The organism is Marivirga sericea (genome assembly GCF_900177665.1).
GTDB lineage: Bacteria > Bacteroidota > Bacteroidia > Cytophagales > Cyclobacteriaceae > Marivirga > Marivirga sericea.
This window is the reverse complement of record NZ_FXAW01000005.1, coordinates 33,487-56,622: the sequence shown is the minus strand read 5'-3', so window position 1 is coordinate 56,622 and position 23,136 is coordinate 33,487. Positions and strand designations below refer to the sequence as shown.

Genomic DNA, 23,136 nt, shown 5'->3' with positions numbered 1-23,136 from the left:
TTGGTTTCTAGTTGAATGTAAATGTAGGTAAAATGGGTTTTCTAGAAAAATAGGAGGGATGGAAATTTTAGGATTGATAAGATTTTCCTCGGTCAGAAATTTTTTGTGATTAACAATGGCGATTCGGACTTAGGCAAGCGGCTTAATCTGACCGCCCTTAGAGGGCGAAGGAGCGTTGTCAGAATCACTTTGCAACACGGGACTTGTAGAAAATTTGTTTTAATCTAAATCAATTATAAACACCCACAGGTTTCTCTGCAGGACATTCACTACAAACTATAGCCCTATCGGGTCAGACTATGGTACTCTTCCCAAAAACGGACAACCAAAGCCGGGCAAGGGTGGTATATTGCAATTGACAGTGCAAAAGAAAACACTGCAAGAACACTAGAGTATAGAGTAAAACATTAACCTAAATACAAATTCCCTAAAATATAATTTTTACAATATCTGATCCTAACGAATGTTTGGCAATGACTTTAATCTTTAGCTTTATTGTTGTAATTTCGTAATTGGAATTAAACGACTAAAAAATATGTCTGCACATCAAACTGTAGCTCCTTATAAACCTAAAAATAACGTTCGCATAGTAACCGCTGCCTCCCTTTTCGATGGGCATGATGCGGCTATCAATGTGATGAGAAGAATTATTCAGTCCACTGGCTGTGAAGTAATTCACCTTGGTCACGACCGTGCTGTTGAAGAAGTAGTCAATACCGCCATTCAAGAGGATGCACAAGCCATTGCTATGACGTCTTATCAAGGTGGTCATACGGAATACTTCAAATACATGCACGATTTGCTGAAAGAAAAAGGAGCAGGTCACATCAAAATCTTTGGTGGAGGAGGCGGAGTTATCTTGCCGGAAGAGATCAAAGAATTGCACGATTATGGCATCTCACGTATTTATTCTCCAGATGATGGTAGAGAAATGGGCTTGCAAGGGATGATCAATGATTTAGTCAAGCAAAGTGATTATCCTACCGGTCAGAATTTAAATGGAGAAGTAGGTCGTGTTGACAAGCAAGATGTAAAAGCAATTGCTCGATTGATTTCTGCTGCAGAGAATTTTCCTGAAGAAAGCAATATCGAACTGGAAAAAATCAGAGAGAAAGCAAAAGATTTATCAGTACCTGTTTTAGGTATTACAGGAACTGGTGGTGCAGGAAAATCTTCATTAGTAGATGAACTAGTCCGTAGATTCTTAATTGATTTTAAGGATAAGAATATTGGTATTATCTCAGTAGATCCTTCGAAAAGGAAAACGGGTGGTGCTTTATTGGGCGATAGAATCCGAATGAATGCTATCAATAACGAACGGGTGTATATGCGTTCATTAGCTACTCGTCAAAGTAATTTATCCATTTCCAAATATGTGAAGGATGCTGTTTCGATATTGAAAGCGGCAAAATTTGACTTAATAATATTAGAGACGTCAGGTATTGGTCAATCTGATACACAGATTTTAGATTATTCTGATGCATCGCTTTATGTAATGACACCGGAATATGGTGCGGCAACGCAGCTAGAGAAAATTGATATGTTGGATTTTGCCGACATCATTGCTCTGAATAAATTCGATAAGCGAGGTGCGTTGGATGCATTGAGAGATGTTAAAAAACAATATCAGCGAAACCACGGATTATGGGAATCCAAAGTAGATGATATGCCGGTTTATGGTACTATTGCTTCTCAATTCAACGATCCGGGAATGAATGCTCTTTACAAAGAGTTGATGGGAAAAGTGGCAGAAAAGTCAGGAGCTGATTTAAAAACGACTTTTGAAATTACCGATGAGATGTCGGAAAAAATCTTCATTATCCCGCCAAAGAGAACACGCTATTTGTCTGAAATTTCAGAAAACAATAGAGGTTATGACGAGTGGGTAGACCAACAAGCAGAAGTAGCAGATAAGCTTTACGGTTACAGAAAATCAATTGAGACTTTACAGGGTTCAGATTTAGACGATAAAGATCGTTTAATCAAAGGATTAGAAGAAGCTTATGCCAAAGAAGAGCTTAATTTTGATCCTAAGAATAAACTCTTGATAGAAGAATGGGCCGCAAAAGTTCAAACTTATAAAGACCCGGTTTATACTTTCAAAGTAAGAGACAAGGAAATTAATATAGATACTCATACAGAGTCATTATCTCACTCTCAGATTCCAAAAGTTTCATTGCCTAAATACAAAAGCTGGGGTGATTTATTAAGGTGGAATTTGCAGGAAAACGTTCCAGGCGAATTTCCTTATACAGCTGGAATTTATCCTTTCAAAAGAGAAGGTGAAGACCCAACCCGAATGTTTGCTGGAGAAGGTGGGCCAGAGCGTACCAACAAGCGTTTCCACTATGTGAGTATGGATATGCCTGCTAAGCGTTTATCCACTGCATTTGACTCTGTTACGCTGTACGGAAACGATCCGGATTACAGACCAGATATCTACGGAAAAATCGGTAATTCAGGGGTAAGTATTTGCTGTTTAGATGATGCCAAGAAGTTATACTCAGGTTTTGACCTAGCACATGCTATGACATCCGTTTCAATGACGATTAATGGTCCTGCACCTATGTTGCTAGGCTTTTTTATGAATGCGGCAGTAGATCAGCAATGTGAAAAATACATTAAAGCAAACGGCTTAGAAGCTGAAGTAAATAAGAAAATAGATAAAATTTTTAAAGATAGAGGAGCAGATAGGCCACAATATAGAGGCGATTTGCCAGAAGGTCATAATGGCTTAGGCTTGATGCTTTTGGGTGTAACCGGAGATCAGATACTTCCTAAAGAGACTTACGAGAAAATTAAGAAAGATACCATGGCTGTTGTTCGTGGGACTGTGCAGGCTGATATCTTAAAAGAAGATCAGGCACAAAATACTTGTATTTTCTCCACAGAATTTGCTTTGCGATTGATGGGAGATGTGCAGGAATATTTTATTGAAAATCAGGTTAGAAATTTCTATTCTGTTTCTATTTCAGGTTACCATATTGCGGAGGCGGGAGCAAATCCAATTACGCAGTTGGCTTTTACCCTAGCGAATGGGTTTACTTACGTAGAATACTACTTGAGCAGAGGAATGGATATCAATAAATTTGGTCCAAACTTATCTTTCTTCTTCTCAAATGGTATCGATCCGGAATATGCGGTAATTGGTAGAGTAGCCAGAAGAATCTGGTCTAAAGCCTTAAAGCAGAAATATGGAGCGAATTCAAGAGCTCAGATGTTGAAATATCATATCCAGACTTCCGGGCGTTCATTGCATGCTCAAGAGATTGATTTCAACGATATCAGAACTACTTTGCAAGCATTGTATGCGATTTATGATAACTGTAACTCTTTGCATACCAATGCTTATGATGAAGCCATTACTACGCCAACTGAGAACTCAGTGAGAAGGGCTATGGCGATTCAGCTGATTATTAATAAAGAATTAGGCTTAGCGAAGAACGAAAATCCAATACAAGGTTCTTTTATAATCGAAGAATTGACTGACCTTGTTGAAGAAGCGGTATTGACAGAATTCGATAGAATTACGGAAAGAGGTGGTGTTTTAGGAGCAATGGAAACCATGTATCAGCGCGGTAAAATACAAGAAGAAAGCTTGCATTATGAAATGCTGAAGCATACAGGGGAATTCCCAATCGTAGGAGTAAATACCTTCTTAAATTCCAAAGGGTCGCCTACTGTAACACCAGGTGAGGTAATTAGAGCAACGAAAGAAGAGAAAGAGTATCAAATTGAGACATTAGAATTACTGAATGAGCGATTTGAGAAAGAAGCAAAAGAGAGTCTGGACAGATTGCAAGATGCCGCTATCAAAAACGAGAACTTATTTGCTGAGCTGATGGAAGCCACAAAATTCTGTTCTTTAGGTCAAATTACCAAGGCGATGTTCGAGGTCGGAGGGCAATACCGTAGAAATATGTAATCTAATTGGCCGGAGATCCGCTCGCTAGCGGATAAGGTGGACAATACCGTAGAAATATGTAGGTTTAGATTTTAGAGTCTAGAACTGAGATTATAGATAAAATAAAAGCACGGTGCAAGCCGTGCTTTTTTGTTTTTATGTGATTATATCAAGTAAGTTATTTGTTGCTTGAGTTTTAAAAAACCATAGGTAATACAATTAGTTTTCGTGACTCAGTAAAAGAGTGGGAGTGGTATTTTTAATAAGAATAATGGCATCGTACTTTTTACTGTACCAATTTTCAAAATAGGTTTGCTGTCCTGTTTTAGACATATTATTAAAGCTTGCTCCTACAAATCGTCCAGCCAGTTTTCTAACTTTTCTTTTTTGAAAGCTTTCGGTTGGAATAAAAACTGAGGACTCATAGGAGTCTCGGAAATAATGTGCAATCGAATTTTCTATAGCAGGGTCAACAGCCACTTCACCTAGGGTGTAACTAGTAATATCGTTTTTATCACCAGCTTTATTTGAAAGGTAATAGGCGTTAAAACCTCCTTGGTCAAAATCCAATGCTATTGAAAAGTATTTGGAGCCCATCCAGTTTTTAAGATTTGCTCCTGCACGGCAGTTTCCTTTTTTTTCATTCCCACATATTTTTAAGACATGAGTGTTATTGGCCCAGAATATAGCTTTGGTAATATCCTGTTCTGTATGAGCCATTACGTTTTCAGCCATTTTTACGTCTCGGTAGGCACCATAGTCCAAGTTGTTTTTTTCTTCTATTATAAGACTTAGTCCTCTTAATAAGTGCTTCAATTTAGTTTTGTCAGATTCAGTCAAATTAAGTTCGTCCATGGAAGCTTTTCTTTCAGCAACAATAGCTTTGTATTTTTCAAGGCCATCATTATTAGATTTCGTCATGAATTCTCTATCCGTAGTTTCAGAAACAGTTAATTCAGTTTTTAAATTGGGAGAGTGTTTTATTAAAATACTGTCTATTACGTTCAGGGTAGTTTTGTAGTATTGTAGATCAACGCCCACAAAACTTAATTGCTGATCATTATTAGATTTATTATATTCTCTCATCCAACTTATTAAATCAGCCATTTCCTGAGTCATCCAGGGCCACTGATTAAAAGATTTAACGATGTTTTGTACATTACCTTCAGCTCCTTTAATATATGCGTCCACTTTTAAGCAGGTCGCATAATCCTCCTCCAAAAAAAGAGTGTTGAATCCATGCTTCTCTACCAAATAACGGAATAGCCTATGTCTCATGCTTGTAAACTCACTGGTACCATGAGTAGATTCACCCAAGCCAACAATTGTAACATCTGTGAAATACTGGTCTAATTGGTGAAGCTCTTCTGTCGATTCAGTGTAATCATAGGTTGCAAGAGGAATGTGAGGTAATTTTTCTTGTGCGATTAATTGATTAGAAAATAAAAATGCACTTAGAATTAATAATTTGAATTTCATAAAACAAATGGTTTTTAAGTTGAATAGATTTTAAGCTACTACAACGTGATGTTTTTAGGATTATTTTTTTTGCTTTATGATTATCCACAATCTGTAAATTGTTAGGTTAAAAAGGTACATGAATAATTCTGCCTGCCTCAGGGAATTCTATTAAGGAACAAGAGTTGAAGTTCTTTTCTGCTTGAATCAAATCCTAAAACAAACCAATTCTTCATTTATTTACTCTTACTGCGCTAACGCTCGCTACTCGCGATTGCTGAATACTAAGTATTTCCGACATTTTACCAAGAGAAACAAAAGATTTGCCAATAGATATTCTAAAAGTCTTTTAGGCAAATGCCCAATTAATTAACCCTATCTTTGTCATAAATTCATTAACAATCACAAATGCCCACTCCACAAAAATCCAGCTTACACCCCAACAATCCATTTAATAAAAGATATGATCTGGAAAGTTTAGCCAAAACGCTTCCTGACTTGAAAGCTTTTATTTTTACCAATCAGTATGACAGTCAGACGATTGATTTTGCTGATCCAAAAGCGGTGAAGGCATTGAATAAAGCACTATTATTGCAGCACTATAATTTAAAGTATTGGGATATTCCAGATGGTTACTTATGTCCGCCTATTCCTGGAAGGGCAGATTATTTATTTCATATAGATGAATTTCTGACTAAAAATCGAAAAGGAGTGAAGATAAAAGGCGACTTAATAAGTTGCCTTGATATAGGAACTGGAGCAAGTTGTATTTATCCCATTTTGGGTTCGCAGCAATTCGGTTGGAATTTTGTAGCTTCAGAAATTGATCCTAAAGCTGCTGCTTCAGCAGAAAAAATCATTGCTGAGAATCCTAAGCTGGAAGGGAAAGTCGAAATTAGGAAGCAGTACAAAGCCTCAGATATATTCAAAGGAATTGTTAAAAAGCATGAATACTATGATGTGAGTATTTGCAATCCGCCTTTTCATAGCTCAGCGGAAGAAGCGGAAAAAGGAACGACTAGGAAGCTGAAAAACCTCAAGAAATTTAGAAAAGGGGAGAAGCCCACTTTAAATTTCGGAGGCAAGAGTAATGAATTGTGGACGGAAGGCGGAGAATTGAAATTCATAACGAATATGGCGGTTCAGAGTAAGTACCATTCTCATTCAGTGCGTTGGTTTACGAGCTTAGTTTCAAAATCATCCAATCTAAAACGCATCTATGATGCTATTAAACAAGCTGGTGCTAAAGAGATTGAAACCATTGAAATGAATCACGGAAATAAAACAAGTCGGATTGTGGCCTGGACTTTCCTGAGTAAATAGCGTGGTACTCTTGTAAAATACTTCGAAATATCTAAACCAAAATAAAATTGGCTCGAAGAGAGTGGGTAGGAGGACAAAAAGGCGGGGAGGGAGCTGGATTGAAGCGAGGAAGCATCTTTTTGTCTTGACTTTTTGTTTCTTTTTTGTCAAGAAAAAAGAAAGTAAATGAAATCTCAGAATGAAATTATCATAAAAAATTGGCTAGAGTTCTATAAAAGATTCAAGACTGATTTCACAGCCTTGAATCGTTTATTTTATAATCTAGAATCTTTCAACTATTCATTCAAATAATAAGCGCCTTCCATCACATAACTTTTATTTTGATCTAAATCTTCGGGATTAATTCCGATAAAGTCTTCATTTTCAACTGAAGCTTTGACTTCCAGCTTTTTATAATTACCATTGGATATTTCCTCAAAAATAAAGATTTGATTTCCTTTCTTTAGAATACCCTTTTTCGGCATCAATAAAAAGCTATCCCTTTTAATATGAACCTGAACTTCTAATTGTGCTCCTAATGGAAGATTAACGGTTTTGGGTAAATCTGCATGAGCTAAAACGCTATTGCCACTTACTTTTTTGTTAATAAAATGAAGGGTGCTTTCATGCCATTGAGTTCCTTCAGGAAGTTTAAAACTTACCCTTTGTCCTTCTTGCAATTGGTCAACATCTTTAGGGAATACATTAAACTCCAGATGCATTTCATCCAAATTTACTAATTCAAAAAGGCTTTTATTAGGTTCTATCATCATGCCTTTACTGATGTTCACTTCTGTGACAACTCCACTAAAAGGAGCTCTTAGACTTAATATATTCTGTAAATTACCTTTTTGCAAGCTGCTTGTACTGACACCTAGTTTTTGAAGCATGCTTTTTTTGCTATCTGTATTTACCTTCGCTTCAAAGTATTGCGCTTCAGCTTCTTGAAAGCTTTTTACGGATATTGATTGATTTTCTACCAGACTCTTTTTCCTTTCGTAATCAGCCTCTAATTTTTTTAAGTTATTCACTGCAGCCAAATAATTGCTTTGTAGCACAAGTATGTCAGGGTGTGAAAAAGTAGCCAATACCTGCCCTTTCTTTACCCTTTCTCCCGGCAAAATCTTGCTTCCTTCTACGAATGCATGGTGAACGAGATGTAATTCGGCAATATCCTCAGGAGCAACCGCTAATTGGCCAAAAACCGATAATTGCTTGTCTAAGGGTGCTTTTTCTAATTTCCCAACTTTAAGATTGGTGTTTTTAATCTGATCCTCTGATATAGAAACTTGATTTTCGTTCCCTGTCTCTGCTTCAGATAGACTTTCTTCTTGTCCGCTACAAGCTACAAAAGCTAATAATGATGATATGAGTACTATATTGATAAACTTCATTTTCTTTCTGTTAAGTATTGTAATTCAATTGAAATGTTGGCGATCTCTTTTTGGAGCTCTAAGTTGGTTTTTTGAATGTTGTAGAGTGCGCTTAGATTTTGCACAAACTCATAGAAATTCAGTTCTCCTATTTTGAGTGCTTCAGATGAAGATGATTCGAGATCATCCAATTCTTCCATCATGGAACTGCTTTTTTGTATGAGAGTACTGTAATTTTTAAAATCGCTTTTGGCACTAATCAACCTTTGATTTCTCTCATTATTCTGCCACTCTAAGGTAGACTGCTGTATATCCTTTTCGATTTTAAGTTCCTCAATCTTTCCTTTCACTCCATTGTAAACAATCGGAATACTGATACCGACTTGTACACTTTGATAACCTGTTATATTTTGTAGACTTTGATTCACATAGCCAACATAAGCACTCGGGAAATACTGAGCTTTGCCTACCTTAATGTTTGTTGTCGCTGCCAGTAGCTGTTGCTCATTGCGTTGAGTAAATGCAGCATCCAAAGTCAAGGAATCTATGGAATCAGACCATTCGTAACGGCTGTAAGTTGTAGCAGAATCGGGTAGCTGATCACAGAAGCATAATTGTTTGAGTGCTTTAATATTATCATTCAGCATTCTCCTACCTTTGATCAGTTCATTTTCAATGCTCATTAATTGTCCCGATAAACTCAAGGTTTCCAATTTTCCGCTTTCTCCTTTCTCGACCATTTCTTCCGCTTGACTCATGCTTGTCTTTAGAAGGTCTGCCTGCGCTTTAAGGAAATCCACTTGCTTTAGGGTAAAAACCCAATTGTTCCATGCTTTTCGAATTTCGCTCGACATTTCTTTTTTAGCCAAATTATATTCCTTTTGAGCTAAGTCAATTTGTGCACCAGCCATTTTTTGCCTTCGGAAACTCGCTGGAATATTGCCTATAGACTGCTGAAAATTCCAGCTATAGTCAATCTCAGGCCCATCTATTTGCCCTCTTTGATAATTGATGTTAGTTGATGGGATCTGAAAAGCTTGTGCTTTAAATGTTTCTGCTTGTTCAATTCTCAATTTTGCATTTTGAATTTGCGGGTTTTGTTCCATCGCATTTTGAATCATCATCTTTAATGTTTCAGGCTCATGATTTTGATCTTGAGCCTTTGCATTTTGATGGAAGCAGAAAAAGCTAAATAGCATCAATACCAGCATAGTAGCTACTTTGGAACCTGATTTACCTTTATTTTTATTCATCAAGTAATATAGAGACGGCAAAACTACTAAGGTTAGAAAGGTAGCAGTAATTAAACCTCCAATCACCACAGAAGCCAAAGGTTTCTGTACCTCAGCACCACTTGAAGTGGAGAGTGCCATCGGTAAAAATCCTAAAGATGCAACCAAAGCGGTCATTAATACCGGTCTTAATCGGTCGGTGCTACCAATCTTGATAAGTTGTATTAAATCCATATCCTTTTCTTTTTTTAAATCATTTAAATGACTGATTAAAACGATGCCATTCAATACAGCTACTCCAAATAATGCTATAAATCCTACTCCTGCTGAAATACTAAATGGCATACCCCTTATCCATAATGCCAAAACACCTCCAATTGCAGATAAAGGAACAGCAGAGTAAATTAATAAAGCGTATTTCACTTTTCCGAAAGCGAAATAGAGTAAGATGAAGATTAATATTAACGCTACTGGTACAGCAATGGCTAGTCTTTTACTGGCCTTTTCCAGCGTTTCGAACTGTCCTCCGTACTTCACTGAATATCCGGGATCCAAATCTAACTGACTTTCAAGATTGGCTTCAATATCTGCCACAAGTCCCGCAATGTCTCGATCTCTGACATTCACACCGACTACAACCCTTCTGCGAGTGTCATCTCTTGAAATTTGTAAAGGACCTTCCTTATATTCTAAATCAGCAACCTCTGACAGTGGAATCAAAGAGCCTTTTTGACCTTGAATAGTCAGCTTATGAAGGTCAATAGAATTTCTAAACGATTCTTTCAGCCTAACAACCAATTCAAATTTCCTTTCTCCTTCAAAAACGAAACCTGCATTTTCACCGGCATAAGCAGCCCTAATAATGCTGTTTAGCTCTTCAATGGATACGCCATATTGTGCTGCTTTCTTTCTATTGTAACTGATCACCCACTGAGCCAGGCCTTCTGTTTGCTCTACTTTCACATCAGCGGCACCAGGTACCTCTTTTATAATATCCGATGCTTGCTGACCATAATCCGCTAGTTTAGCCAGATCTTCACCATAAATTTTAACTGCAATATCAGATTTTGCTCCAGTAATTAGCTCATTAAATCTCAATTGTATTGGTTGCGTAAATTCAAAGATAGCAGTAGGAATAACGGCTAATTTGTCTTCCATTTTTTCAATTAAATCGAAGCGATCCTCAGCAGTTGTCCATTCATCTTTTGGTTTTAAAATGATCATTATATCAGCCAATTCAATCGACATAGGATCTGTCGGTACTTCAGCAGTACCAATTTTTGATACCACTGATTCTACTTCTGGGAAATTATCCAATAAAATACGTTCTGCTTTTGTACTTGTAGCAATACTTTGTTCCAAAGAAGAACCCGGAGGTAAGGTCATTTGCATAGCTAAATCTCCTTCTTCCAGCTGTGGAATAAATTCAGATCCCATTCTGTTGAAGATAAATAATGCGATTGCCAATAAAATCACTGATAATGAGATGGTGACTTTAGGATTTCGCAAAGAGGAGCTTAGTACCGGTTTGTAAGCTACTTTTAGCCGGTTCATCACCTTATCCGCAAAGGTGACTCGATCCTTAATGTTTTTCTTTAAAAATAGAGCGGTCATCATCGGCACATAAGTCATGGATAAAATCATAGCGCCTAAAATGGCAAAGCTGACCGTTTGAGCCATTGGCTTAAATGTTTTTCCTTCTATTCCTGTCAGGGAAAGGATAGGTAAGAATACTACCAGAATGATCAAAACACCGAAAGCAGCTGATTTATAGATCTTCTGAGATGCATCTACAACTACCTCATCCATTTGCGATTGGTTAAGCTGTTTTCCTAAATGTACAGTAAACAATATATGAAGAATACTTTCGACAATAATTACTGCACCATCTACTACTATCCCGAAATCTATGGCACCCAAGGACATCAGATTGGCAGAAACGTCAAAAATATTCATCATGATGAAGGCAAAGAGCAAAGAAAGCGGGATAATGGAGGCTACAATTAAACCTGCTCTGAAATTGCCTAATAAGAGAATCAGTACTAAAATCACGATTACACCACCTTCTAGTAGGTTAGTTTTAACAGTATTGATAGCACGTCCTACCAAATCAGATCTATCTAGATAAGGCTTGATTCTAACCCCTTCGGGTAATGATTTTTGCACCTCGGCAACTCTTTTGTTCACCAAATCCAATGTTTCGGAAGAATTGGCTCCCTTGAGCATTAAAGTAATGCCGCCAACCGCTTCTCCTTTCCCATCTTTAGTCATGGCACCAAATCTTTTTGCATTACCGAATTGAACGGTTCCAATGTCTTTTATGAGGACGGGAGTTTGTGAATCATGCTTGAGTACTGTGTTTTGGATATCTTCCAAATTTACCATCATGCCTTCAGTTCTTACATAATAAGCATTTTGATTTTTCTCAATGTAGCTACCGCCTGAATTTTCATTATTGACATTTAGCGCTTCAATAATATCCTGAAAACTTACTTTGTGCTGGGCCATTAATGAAGGATTTACTGCTACTTCATATTGCTTTAAATAACCACCAAAGGAACTTACTTCTACTATCCCTTTAATACCTGAAAGCTGCCTTTTAACGATCCAATCTTGAATCGTTCTGAGCTCCATGGCACCGTATTCTTCCTGAAGCTCTTCATCCACTTCTAATGTGTATTGATAAATTTCACCTAAACCAGTTGTAATGGGCATCAATTCAGGTGCACCTAGTTTAGCTGGAATTTCATCACTTACAATGGTGATTTGCTCTTGAACATATTGCCTTGTATCCAATACGGCTACATCTTCTTCGAAGACGATGGTGACCACCGATAGTCCATATTTTGAGATAGACCGGATCTCTTCGACCATGGGTATATTTGCCATGGAAATTTCGATAGGGTAGGTGATAAACTGCTCGACCTCTTGAGCAGATAATGAAGGACTAACTGTTACTACTTGAACTTGATTGTTGGTAATGTCGGGAACAGCATTCACAGACAGTTGAGTCATGGAATATATTCCGCCCCCAATTAGTGCGACTACTCCAAAGAACACAATAAGCTTGTTCTTTACGGAGAAAGAAATAATTTTTTGAAACATGAAATGTTATTTGACTATTTAAGAATAAAATAAATGTAAACGAATTCTTAAATAAGAGAAGGGGGGCCTCGGTAAGAGAAGCTACTGTTGAATAAAGTTTGAATAACTTCATCGTCAAACTGAACTTGTGTTAATATATCATTTCCTGCTTGCGAGAAATCAAAATCAGAAACAGCAGTAATGAAGAACAATATATCATTACTACTCAGGCTTCGTTGACTAGCGTGTTTAGCTAATGCTGAATTGTTGTTTTGATAATTATCGAGATGGTTAGCTCCCAGATTAATGTGAAAGCCAACTTTAAGTAAATCAATAGCAGAGTTTACAGGCTCATTTTTGAGGATTTCATCAAGATTAAACCCATTTTCACTATGATGATGAGGCACAAAGCTGTGGAGCAGTAAAATATTTACTGATATGGTAATTAGAAATATGCCTAAAACTCTCCTCATTGCTACAAATGTATAACTTTATTCTAAAACGCTAAGATTTCAATTAATGTTTTATAAAATGATCAAATGTATTCTAGATAAAAAAAGCATCCGCTGGAAGGCGGATGCTTTCACTGTGTGTGGACATTATCCTAAATTTGCTAAGCTATCTTCCAAGGTCTTAATTTTCGCCTCTGCATCTGCCTGCTTTTTCTTTTCCATTTCCACTACCTGAGCAGGAGCATTACTCACAAATCGCTCATTCTCGAGTTTCTTTTTCACACTCTTTAAGAATCCCTTGTTATAATCTAGTTCCTTCTGGATTTCTTCTTTTTCTTTTTCTACGTCTATTGTGCCTTCCATCGGAATGAAACACTCATCTGAACCTATAAAAAAGCTGACTGCTTGGTCGATTTTTTCAGTAGTGAATGCCAATTCTTCTATGTTAGCCAATTTATCAATCACAGAAATGTACTCTTGATAAATCATTTCGCTCTTAGTTTTTACATGAAGAGTAAGCGCTTCTTTAGGTGAAATTCCCTTAGAAGCTCTGATGTTTCTGATTTGTGAAACTAATTCAAAGGCCGTTTTGGCATCATGCAAGATGGCTTGATCATAATCTTTTTCGATTGGCCAATGGTTTACGATAACACAATCTTTGTCACCCCTGTCTGTGATTTGATGCCAAATTTCTTCCGTTAAGAATGGCATAAATGGATGCAGAATAGTTAAGATATCCTCAAAGAAAGTGATGGTAGCCTCATAAGTTTCTTTATCGATGGCTTCTCCATAAGGAGGCTTTACCAATTCTAAATAATAGGAACAGAAATCATCCCAAATCAATTTATAAGTGGTCATCAGAGCATCCGATATTCTGAATTTGCTAAAATGGTCATTAATTTCCCTCAACGCATCTTGAAAACGAGCTTCAAACCAATCACGTGCTTTCATAGCCTCGATTGGTGTGTCTTTTTCTTTTACTTCCAATCCTTCTACTAATCGATAGGCATTCCAGATTTTGTTTCCAAAATTCCAGCCTTGCTCGCAAAGCTTTTCTTCGAACAATAAATCATTTCCAGCTGCAGCTGAAAACAGTAAACCCACGCGTACACCATCAGCGCCATGTTTATCAATCAAGCCCAATGCATCAGGGGAATTCCCCAATTGCTTAGACATTTTTCTGCCTTTATCATCTCTAACAATTCCAGTCAGATATACATTTTTAAAGGGTAGTTCCCCTTTAAATTCATATCCTGCAATGATCATTCTGGCTACCCAGAAGAATAGAATATCAGGACCCGTTACCAAATCATTGGTAGGATAGTAGTAATTGAAATCTTCATTATCAGGGTCTTTAAAGCCATCGAAAACAGAAATTGGCCACAACCAAGAGCTAAACCAAGTGTCTAATACATCTTCATCCTGCTTTAGGTCATCCGCTTTTAAGTCTTGATTTCCAGTTTTCTCTTTTGCTAATTGTAATGCCTCCTCGTCATTTTGAGCCACTACAAAATCTCCGTCTGGCAGAAAGTAAGCTGGAATTCTTTGTCCCCACCATAATTGACGGGAAATACACCAATCTCTCACATTTTCCATCCAGTGTTTGTAGGTGTTCTTGAATTTTGGTGGAATCAGCTTGATGTTGTCATTCATCACATTTTCATAAGCTGGTTTCACCAATTCTTCCATCTTTACAAACCACTGTGTAGAAAGCTTTGGCTCAATCACTGCATTAGTCCTTTCCGAGTGACCAACATTATTGGTATAGTCTTCCTCTTTTTCTAATTGGTCTTTTTCCTTTAGTAGTTTGGCGATTTTCTTTCTGGCTACAAATCGATCTTCACCTACTAAAATCTGCGCTTTGTCATTCAGCTTTCCATTATCGGCAATAATATCGATTACTTCCAGATTATGACGCAATCCAATTTCGTGGTCATTGATATCGTGAGCAGGGGTTACTTTTAAACAACCAGTTCCAAATTCCATATCCACATAATCATCCTCAATAATCGGGATAGCTTTGTTAATCAATGGAATTATGGCTTTTTTTCCTTTCAAATGAGTGAATCGCTCGTCATTAGGATTGATACATATTGCTGCATCTGCCATGATGGTTTCAGGTCTGGTTGTAGCAATTATTAAATGGTCATCACTTCCTTCAATTTGATATCGGATGTGATACATCTTTCCTTGGACCTCTTTGAAGTTCACCTCATCATCTGCCAATGCTGTTTGTCCTTCAGGATCCCAGTTTACCATGCGAGTGCCGCGGTAGATATATCCTTTTTTGTGCAAATCCACAAAAACTTCGATAACTGCAGCGGACATATCTTCTTCCATGGTGAAGCGCTCTCTGTCCCAATCGCAAGAAGCTCCTAATTTCTTAAGCTGTTGTAATATGATACCTCCATATTTTTCTTTCCATTCCCAGGCATGTTTCATGAATTCATCACGGGTGATTTCATTTTTGTTGATGCCTTTTTCTTTTAGCATATTTACCACCTTTGCTTCAGTAGCGATAGAGGCATGATCCATTCCCGGTACCCAGCAGGCTTCTTTGCCTTGCATTCTGGCTCTACGGATTAATACATCCTGAATGGTATTATTCATCATATGTCCCATGTGCAATACACCTGTTACGTTGGGAGGCGGGATTACAATGGTGTAGGGCTCTTTTTTAGGATCAGGCTTGGAAGCGAAAAACTTCTGTTCCATCCAATGTTTGTACCATTTATCTTCTATATCCGAAGGATTGTATTTAGTTGCCAGTGACATATATAATATTTATTTCAAAAATTGTAATTGATAATTTTTGTGATTCCGTAAAAGAACAAAATTAAGTATTTATGTTTTTAATCTTATCGATTAATGAAGAGAATTAATTTTTAAAACGACTTTTTTGCCTCAGCAGTAATTTTTGATTTTACTTGATCCCAAGGTAATGGGTTTTTTAGATATACTGGGTCTGGTTCAAGCTCCGCGTCATCGTAGTAAAGTAGACTTTTTAGAACCATAATTGAATTGCTTTGATTGTACTTCTTCTGGTAAAAATGGATGAGCTCTTCAAGTTCAAAATATCCCATCAAGTAAAATATATCAACAAAATCTTTTTTGCTACCACGATTACACACAGCATTTAGTTTCATTGCAGCTATGTCTTTTGGGTCTGCTAGCCTGAAATCTTCTACAGTTTTAACTGCAGCTAATTGAGGATACTGATGAGAAATGAAATCAACCTTAACGTCTCTAATTTGTCCGGAAATTGTATGCTTTGCCAAATAGTCAATTTGAATCTGATATTTATGGATTAATAAATTTTGAATTTCGTCAGAATCAAAGCCTGATAAGCTGAAAAAGTCTAAATCAATTGATTTTCTATGGCCAATTTGAAGTGCTAAGGATGTACCTCCAACAAGAAAAAAATCTGCAAGTAAGTCTTCTTCTGATAAAGATTTTAGTAAATCCAGTGTTTCACTTGTGACTGATTCTTTGTATAGCATTTCATTTCATTCTTTGGAATATCAAAATAAATATGAGCAAAATTGGCAGTTTTAGGATCAAGGTGTTTAAGATTTTTCACAATTGAAATAGTCTGTTCTGAACTGAAAATCTGATTTAGTACATTAAAATCTTGAAGGGTTCCTTTTTTTAAAACTCTTTCAATTATAAATGATGCATGAGTATCGGGATTGATTTTTTCAACCTCTACATCCCAAAATAAATGTTTTGAAAGCTTTGATAATAATGACTTCATTAGATAAATGTACAGTTTTTGTCTCTAAGTTGTTTAACGAATAGAAGTAAAAAAGCTTTTCCAAAGTTCGAAAACTCTGGAAAAGTTGGTGATTACTAATTCGTAATTTCTAAATCATAATTACTTCGTTGGCAAAAGCTCAGTTCGAACCTCACCGAAACCAATTCTAACACCATCTTTTTCGCCATGACCTCGCATGATTACCGTGTCATGATCATTGATGAATTTTCTTTCTGTTCCATCAGCCATTTGGACTGGTTTAGAACCTTTCCAGCTGAGCTCTAACATAGAACCATAGGAGGAAGGATCATTTCCACTGATGGTGCCAGAGGCATAAACATCTCCTGTATTAATGTTACAGCCGTTAACAGTATGATGTGCTAATTGCTGTACTACATTCCAATACATATATTTGAAATTGGAATTAGTAACTACTTTTTCCTCAGAGTCTTTCGGCTGAATCCCCACTTGCAAGTCAATGTCAAAATGATAATCTCCTGCAAATTTCAGATAAGGTAAAACTTCAGGCTCTTGCTTTGGACCTGGGATTTTGAAAGGCTCTAGTGCTTCCATTGTCACTATCCAAGGCGACATAGAAGAACCGAAATTCTTGGCTAAGAATGGTCCCAAGGGTACATATTCCCATTTTTGAATATCTCTTGCCGACCAGTCGTTAAATAAAGTGAAGCCGAAGATGTGATTCTCAGCTTCTTTGGTCGAGATGGCATCTCCTAAGGTGTTTCCCCCACAAGTGATGAAAGCCATCTCCAATTCGAAATCCACCAATTTAGCTGGGCCAAAATCAGGATTTTTAGCATCAGGTGCAATGGTCTGTCCTTTTGGTCTATGCAGGGGAGTTCCAGAAATAACAATTGACGAAGCTCTTCCATGATAACCTACAGGGATGTGTTTCCAATTCGGTAATAATGCGTTATCAGGATCACGGAACATGGTGCCCACATTTGTGGCATGTGATTCAGAAGAGTAGAAGTCTGTATAATCGCCAACACGTATGGGTAAATGCATAGTAGCCTCTTTCTGAGGAATCAAGGCTTTATTTCTTAATTGATCGTTGCCTTGAAGCTCTTGATTGTCATATTGCAGAAGTTCAGAAATTCTTTCTCTTACTGGAACTGTCACTTCTTTTCCCAGTTCCATAAAATCATTCAGAATTGGATGATCGAAAATCCGATCTGGCAAATTTAAGTCCTTAAATAATTGACCATACTGGATTTCATTTAAATCTAAAATATTGTCACCGATTGCTACTCCGGCACGAGGTGATTTATCTTTCGTTGAAAAAATTCCATAAGGAAGGTTTTGAATAGGGAAATCTGAGTTTTGTGGCACTTCTACCCAGCTTTTTAATGTTGGGTCATTAGCTTTATAAGTCATATCAAAAAGTCGTTTTAGTAGTCTTAAATTTTGAAATGCTAATATCTGAAAATTTGTTGAAAGGGGAAAAAGGCTGACAGTTAGAAATGGGAAGTTGGCAACAAGAAATGCGGGCTGCACCGAATGTCAGACCGGAAGTCTCCCAGCCAGTAGTAGCCCTCTAACTACCAAAGGGTAGGACTTAAAGCATTTTAAGTAACCTTAATTCTGCCAACTTATTGCCCTCCAAACTGTTAAGTTGAAAATATGCCAAGTGGACCTCTTCAACACTTAACAAGCTAACCAGCTGTAAACCTATTCACTCCAATAGCTAAACCCAATCCAACTATTCTGCGAATTCGTACGTCATTTAGTAGAAAAAGTGTTAGAACTACTGCTTTTAATATATTTTTCGATTAAATGTAAGATATTGTAGTTGGTTGCTTACCTTATGTGTAATTATATTCGTAATTTTGTAACTTATATTAATGCTGTTGATTAAGGTATAGTCCAACAGATTTTAATTAAAATTCAATATGAAAAGATTTTTACTTTCTATATTTTTATTTGTTGGGGTTGTGAGTTTTGGGTTTGGGCAGACTACCTATTTTTCAATTCCTGCTGGAGGTAATTGGAATAGCGCAGCAACTTGGGATATAGGTGATGATTTTACAGGTGGAGATGGTATTCCTGGGCCAAATGATGTCGCGGTAATATTAGGAGATGGTGCTGGAGGTGGGAATGTGTTATTGACAGCTAATCAAACAGTTGGTGATGTGTATGTTCAATACGATAATCCTAATGTATTGTCGAAAGGAGGTTTTTTCTTATCCACTTTCACATTAACGATAAATGGTCAATTGGCAGGTGTTGATTTTTTAGGAGCAGGAGCTTTTGTAGAACCAACTACTAGTGTGATTCAAACGAACCAAAGACTAAATTTAGTGTTTACAGGAGCTAATCTTGGTAGTACTTCCTTTAACCCCGTAATTACTTCGTGGGGCAATGGTTCTCCACTTAGAAACGTGACCTTCAATGGAGCAACAGGAGGAACAAACATGGAGGTAGAAAATTTTAATTTATTTGGTGGTTCCACCTTAAATTTAACAAATGGTATTTTAACGGTATTGGCAGGAAATTCTATTTCTCAAGCATCTAATGCATCAATTAGTACAAGTTCTGGAACGAATTTAATTGTTAATGGATCTATTACTGGCGATGGTTCACCATCAAGTAGAATAAATAATATTAATATTCAAGGCAATGTAACCACAGGGACTGCGGGCTATGTAAATGCCGAAAATTTCACTTTGGGAGCAACAAGCACCTTCACCATCAATTTTAATGATATCCTCAATCAAACGCAGGGCTGGTGGTATCAAAATGCTGGCCCCACCGGTACATTTTCCTTAGACCCTTCATCAACAGTCATTTATAATGCATCAGCTAATCAGGTAGTTGGTGCCCAAGAATATGGTAATTTAAGGTTACGATCTCAGTCTGGAGCATCCGTAAAATCTTTACAATCAAGTGGTAATTTATTGGTACAAGGTTTGTTGAGATTGAATTCTGGAAATGTCACCTTTGACACTTCCCCTAATTCTAATCCAATCGAAATTGAGGGTAATGTTGAAAACTTAGGTAATTTTTCGCCTACCCAAAGGGTTATCTTTTCAGGTTCTACACCTCAATCCATTAATGGTGCTAATCAAATTACTTTCGCAGGTGGTCTAAGGGTTAGTAACACTGCTGGATTAACACTAAATAATATTGGAATCGATATAAATGGAGAATTAGATGTAGATCCTTCCTGTTCATTCAACCCTTCAGATCAAGTAGTGACAGTCTTAGGGGATATGCGGATTGACGGAACCTTAATGGCAGGGACTAATCCAGGAGGATTTGTATTTGATGGAACGACCGAATTTTTAGGATCAGGAACCAGAGGATTTTTCGATGTGACCATTGATGCAGTAGCAAGTGTAATCGCTCCAAACGGAACGCTGACTGTTCACCGAAACTGGGCTAATAATGGTACGTTCAATAATAATCAAGGAACAGTACGATTTACTGATACCCCAACAAAATTAATTTCGGGTACTTCTACTACCTCATTTTGGAATTTAGCAGCAGAGGGAGGTACTATAAATGTTAACGGTACCGTAGATTTAGAAAATGTAATGACATTTGCCGGTAATCCAACCATTGATTTTGACGGTTCTGCGGATAATGGCACTTTCACCGTAAAATCAACAGCTGCAAGAGATGCGGCTATAGCTAATATAGGATCAGCGACCATTCAAGGTAATGCAGTAGTTGAACGATATATCACCGGCGGTACGGGTGAGTCTAGTTATCATTATATGGGATCACCTATTGCCACGGATATAGCTGATTGGCAGCAAGAGTTTTATGTTACTGGTGGCTTTTCAGATCCCAGTTCAGGACCAGGTATAAATTCGAATACTCCATCTATCTATGTGTATGATGAACTATCGGCAGGGGGGCTTAACGATAAATGGGTATCTTATCCAACTACCTCTAGCGCTGCCCCAATTGAAGTTGGTAGAGGGTATGCAGTGTCTCTTCGAGATGAACAAGGGACCATAACTGCAAATACTATTGGCGAATTTCACACTGGTCAAGCGACTTGGAATGTTACAGATCAAGGAGGTCCAGATGATGGATGGAATTTAATAGCAAACCAATTCCCATCTGCTATCGATTTTGATGCAGTGGGCTGGAATAAAGCTAATATAGAAAATGGATTTTATGTTTATGATCCTGCTTCAGGAGATAATTTATATTATAGTGATGGTGTTAGTGCAGCGACTGATCAATATATTGCCCTAGGTCAAGCATTTTGGGTTAGAGCCACTTCTAACGGAACAGTGACAGCCCAGGAAACAGTTAAATACACTGGAGGCACTCCAGCTTTTTACCGAGAAAAATCACTAGAAAAAATTAAAATTATTTTCGAAGGCGATGAACATAGAGATGACAGCTATGTCATGTTTAATCCAGAAGCAACTGACGCATATGATCCGAGACATGATTTCTCAAACTTAAGAAATGACGATCATAACATTTCTACATTATCAACCGATTCCAAGGATTTAAAAGTAAATCATATGGCTTCTCTGAATGCGGAAAGTGATTGCGGTAAATCTATTCCTTTATTTGTTAGGGCAAGTTCGACAGGTCATTTTAGCTTAAAATTTGAAGAACTAAGCAGCATTCAAATGAGTGAATCGATTTCATTGATAGATCATTTTACAGACGATGTAATTAACATAAGCGAAGGAAGTATTTATGAATTTGATATTACTGATGATGCAGCTTCAAAAGGAGCCAATCGCTTTGAATTAAGTTTTGAAACCAAAGTTCCAGTAAATGTTGAATCTATTGCAATGGATGTTTGTCCAAACGATAACGGTACGGTACTGTTAAAATCAACAGAGGCTTTTGCCACCTATTTGATCTACAAAAATGACGGTATCGTTAGCATTGCAGATGGTAATGGAGGTAATTTAGAAATAGAGATAGACAAGGAGCATTTGTCAGATAATTTAAATGAGTTTACTCTTAAATCATTTATTGGTGGTTGTGATACTGTCAGTGTAGGTAGCGCACAAATCAAAGTTAATGAAGCTCTGAGATTGAATAATGAAGTTTTGGGGTCCACAATTTGTAAAGTTGAGTCACGTGCATCATTTAGTATTGCCACACAAATAAATGCAAATTACTATATTTTGCAAAACCAAGATACTCTGGAGTCTTTTACAGGAACAGGAAATCAATTTGATGGATTTATTTCTGCAAATAACCTCAAGAATGGCACGAATGAATTTGTGGTAGCAGTAGAAAAAGATGCTTGTCAGTCAGGAACTTTAAAAGATAAATTAAAAATCATTGTAGAAAACCTAACCATCGATCAGGATATTGAATTTACTGCATCTAATGTATGTATTGAAAATCCTACTACTATTAATTTTTTAAGTCAAGATAAGGTTGAATATCAATTTTATAAAAAGGAAGAACTAGTAGCTACAGGATTAGGAGAAGGCACGGATGAGTCGATTGAAATCCCAACAGAGTTCCTTTCAGTAGGGCTAAATGAATTTAATGTCGTAGCCAAGCATGGAGAATGTGGAGAATATGCCTTTGAAAACAAGATTGAAATAAATGTAGAAGATAGTATTAATGCCGACTTAAATATAGTTACCAATAATATTTGTGGTGTACAGGAAGTAACTGTAATAATAGAAAATGCGCAAGAAGAGAAGACTTATAGTCTGTTGAAAGCTGATCAAAGCATTATGAGTAATACTGCTTCTAAAGATGGTGCACTTACATTTACATTAGACTCATCTAACTTTGAGTTAGGGGTAAATCAGTTTGACATATTAATCGAAGGTCAAAATTGTGAGTCTGTGAAGGCTTTTCAGCGAGTTGAATTTGGTAATTATAATTCTGCAGTGATTGAGGAAATAGAAACGCAAAGTGTTTGTTTAAATGAAAGTGTTACAATTGATTTAGCAGCAAATTTACCAATGAGTGTTTACCAAGTGTTTATAGGCGATGAGTTAATTATGGATGAAACGGGCTCATCCATTGTCTTGTCTCCTACGGAAACTACTACCTACACAATTACAGGTGAACCTGAAAGCGGTTGTGAGTCAAATTCAATCAACTTTACAGTTGAAGTTACAGATTTAGCTAAGCCAGGGATATTAGTGTCTGGCAAAGTTCTGGAAAGTTCAATTGAGGGAGAAACGTATCAGTGGTACTTGGATGGGGACCTAGTTGCTGATGAGACCGGAAAAGTTATTGTTGCAGAGAAGACAGGGAACTATGCAGTTGAAGTTTCTAAATCAAATTGTAGTATTTTAAGTGATACTTTCACTTTTAATGATGAGGTTTTGAGTGCTAATAAGGAACTGGAAACTGCTTTGAAACTCTATCCAAATCCTGTTATTGAAAAAATGTTTGTCGAGTTTGATAACTTTAGTGCTGTAGAAGTTACTATTTTTACACTTTCAGGTAAATTTATTGATGGATTTAGATTAGATTCAAGTCAATCGGAAATAGATATGTCGAAATTTTCTAAGGGTACATATTTAATACAATTTGAATCTGAGAAAGGGAGTGTTACCAAAAGAGTCATTAAGCAATAATTGATTATTGCCTTTAAAACAATAGG

The 23,136-nt window shown here is 37.0% G+C and carries 11 protein-coding genes; 3 read left to right on the top strand and 8 right to left on the bottom strand.

The features are described from left to right. Positions 1–535 precede the first annotated feature (535 nt). Complete coding sequence (locus B9Y84_RS12110; RefSeq protein WP_085517606.1) at positions 536–3,925, top strand: methylmalonyl-CoA mutase family protein; 3,390 nt, start codon at positions 536–538, stop codon at positions 3,923–3,925. Positions 3,926–4,123: 198 nt separating this feature from the next. Here the strand turns inward: B9Y84_RS12110 and B9Y84_RS12105 are convergent, their stop codons facing one another. Next, on the bottom strand, positions 4,124–5,383 hold the full coding sequence (locus B9Y84_RS12105; protein ID WP_085517604.1) for an erythromycin esterase family protein: 1,260 nt from the start codon (positions 5,381–5,383) through the stop codon (positions 4,124–4,126). A gap of 387 nt (positions 5,384–5,770) precedes the next feature. Between B9Y84_RS12105 and rlmF the strand changes: the two genes are divergently transcribed. Further along, on the top strand, positions 5,771–6,685 hold the full coding sequence (gene rlmF, locus B9Y84_RS12100; protein WP_085517602.1) for a 23S rRNA (adenine(1618)-N(6))-methyltransferase RlmF: 915 nt from the start codon (positions 5,771–5,773) through the stop codon (positions 6,683–6,685). A gap of 275 nt (positions 6,686–6,960) precedes the next feature. Here the strand turns inward: rlmF and B9Y84_RS12095 are convergent, their stop codons facing one another. The 7 genes from B9Y84_RS12095 to fahA form a co-directional block, all read right to left on the bottom strand. Continuing rightward, positions 6,961–8,058 carry an efflux RND transporter periplasmic adaptor subunit gene (locus B9Y84_RS12095; protein ID WP_085517601.1) on the bottom strand — a complete coding sequence of 366 codons (1,098 nt, stop codon included), beginning with the start codon at positions 8,056–8,058 and terminating at the stop codon, positions 6,961–6,963. Further along, positions 8,055–12,374 carry a CusA/CzcA family heavy metal efflux RND transporter gene (locus tag B9Y84_RS12090; protein ID WP_085517599.1) on the bottom strand — a complete coding sequence of 1,440 codons (4,320 nt, stop codon included), beginning with the start codon at positions 12,372–12,374 and terminating at the stop codon, positions 8,055–8,057. Before B9Y84_RS12090 ends, B9Y84_RS12095 begins: the two co-directional genes overlap by 4 nt. A 47-nt stretch (positions 12,375–12,421) precedes the next feature. Then, the gene (locus tag B9Y84_RS12085) at positions 12,422–12,826 is read right to left on the bottom strand and encodes a hypothetical protein (RefSeq protein ID WP_085517598.1); all 405 of its coding nucleotides are present in this window, start codon (positions 12,824–12,826) and stop codon (positions 12,422–12,424) included. A 126-nt stretch (positions 12,827–12,952) separates the two neighbouring features. Beyond that, on the bottom strand, positions 12,953–15,580 hold the full coding sequence (locus B9Y84_RS12080; RefSeq protein WP_085517596.1) for a valine--tRNA ligase: 2,628 nt from the start codon (positions 15,578–15,580) through the stop codon (positions 12,953–12,955). Between the two features lie 110 nt (positions 15,581–15,690). After that, a complete protein-coding gene (locus B9Y84_RS12075) occupies positions 15,691–16,305 on the bottom strand; it encodes a nucleotidyl transferase AbiEii/AbiGii toxin family protein (RefSeq protein ID WP_085517594.1) in 615 nt (204 codons plus the stop codon). Next, a complete protein-coding gene (locus B9Y84_RS12070; protein ID WP_085517592.1) occupies positions 16,260–16,559 on the bottom strand; it encodes a DUF6922 domain-containing protein in 300 nt (99 codons plus the stop codon). Before B9Y84_RS12070 ends, B9Y84_RS12075 begins: the two co-directional genes overlap by 46 nt. A 120-nt stretch (positions 16,560–16,679) precedes the next feature. Next, positions 16,680–17,954, bottom strand: a complete 1,275-nt coding sequence (fahA, locus tag B9Y84_RS12065) for a fumarylacetoacetase (protein ID WP_085517589.1) — start codon at positions 17,952–17,954, stop codon at positions 16,680–16,682. 515 nt (positions 17,955–18,469) lie between these two features. On the opposite strand from fahA, the gene B9Y84_RS12060 reads away from it, so the two are divergent. Then, positions 18,470–23,110 carry a T9SS type A sorting domain-containing protein gene (locus B9Y84_RS12060; protein ID WP_085517587.1) on the top strand — a complete coding sequence of 1,547 codons (4,641 nt, stop codon included), beginning with the start codon at positions 18,470–18,472 and terminating at the stop codon, positions 23,108–23,110. The last annotated feature ends 26 nt before the right edge of the window (positions 23,111–23,136 follow it).